1 protein-coding gene is annotated in these 1167 nt (G+C 64.7%); it reads right to left on the bottom strand.

Features of this window, described 5'->3' with window-relative positions; genetic code table 11:
* Nucleotides 1–349 precede the first annotated feature (349 nt).
* Nucleotides 350–1039, bottom strand: coding sequence for a CorA family divalent cation transporter (locus AC1D1G_RS45415; protein WP_477956961.1), 690 nt, complete (start codon nt 1037–1039; stop codon nt 350–352).
* Nucleotides 1040–1167 lie beyond the last annotated feature (128 nt).

Genomic DNA, 1167 nt, shown 5'->3' with positions numbered 1-1167 from the left:
GGCCGCTCCACCGGCCCCGGCAGCGTCCTCTCCCCTACTCCGGCGTCGGCCTGAGGCCCGTTGCGTCCAAGCCCTTCGAGCAAGTTGTGAACTAGTCGAGAGGTGCAGACAGGGGTCCTACTACCCCGACGCCGCGGGGTGACCACCAGAATTCGGATAATTGACGCGTTCCGTCCGAGTCAGAGTCATACGGTCGAATTTTTTGGGGACTTGATGCGGCGATTTCCGACGAGCCTGCAGGAGTCGCAGATGGTGGGAATGCCACGAGCTGGTCACGCGTCCTCCCCCACCCCCGGCACGGCCCTGCCGCCGAGTTCGCCACTCCCCCGCTGAACGCAAAATACACGCGTCAGAACCAGCCTTTACGCTTCGCCCAGACGAGCAGTGCCCCGGACATCGCGAGCATCACGAGCAGGATCGCGGCAACCGAGAGCCATTGCGTCCGTTCGTTCACGATCACATTCATGCCGATGATCGAGGACAGAGCAGTAATCGGCAGCGTGACGGCCGCGATGACGGCGAGTCGCTCGGCAGCGATGGTCATTTTGGTGTTCGTGCGCGCCTGGTAGAACTCGATCGTGCCCTGGAGGTAATCCTTCTGGCCCTTGGCCATCACGGTCAGATGCTGGAACTGGTCGACCGCGTCGAGCAGGAGATCCTGCCCCTTGCCGGCGCCGAACGCCTCGATGGTGACCATGCGGCCGTAGACCTCTCGGCTCAACGCGGCCATGGTGCCGACCGTGAGCAGACCGTGTCGGACCCGGAACATCTCGTCGAGAAAGGTTTCCGGATTGCCGAGGTGCCCGCCAGTGACCTGTTGCTCGAGCTTCCACACGTCCTTGGTCAGCTCGGCGGTGTACGCCCGCATCCGAGCCGTCAACGCGGCGAGCAACGCGAACGACAACTCGAACGCGGTGCCCGGCTGCAACTTCCCCGACTCCAGCCGGCCCAGCACCGAATTCGCCTCGATCATTGCGGTCGAGGGATCGATCGCCGGATTCACCGGACCGTGCACGGTGACCAGGTACCGGCCGCCGATGAACTGGTCTCCGGCAGTACATCGAGCAGCAGCGGCGACCGCCCCGCGCTCCCGGTAGACCGAAGTCGATGCGCTAACCCGGCCCTCAAGGACCGGGCTTGCGCGCTACGCTCCGCGGTCCTCGCACC

The organism is Rhodococcus sp. P3_B8 (assembly GCF_056402775.1).
The sequence above is the reverse complement of the archived record's forward strand: the minus strand, read 5'-3'. Positions and strand labels throughout refer to the sequence as shown.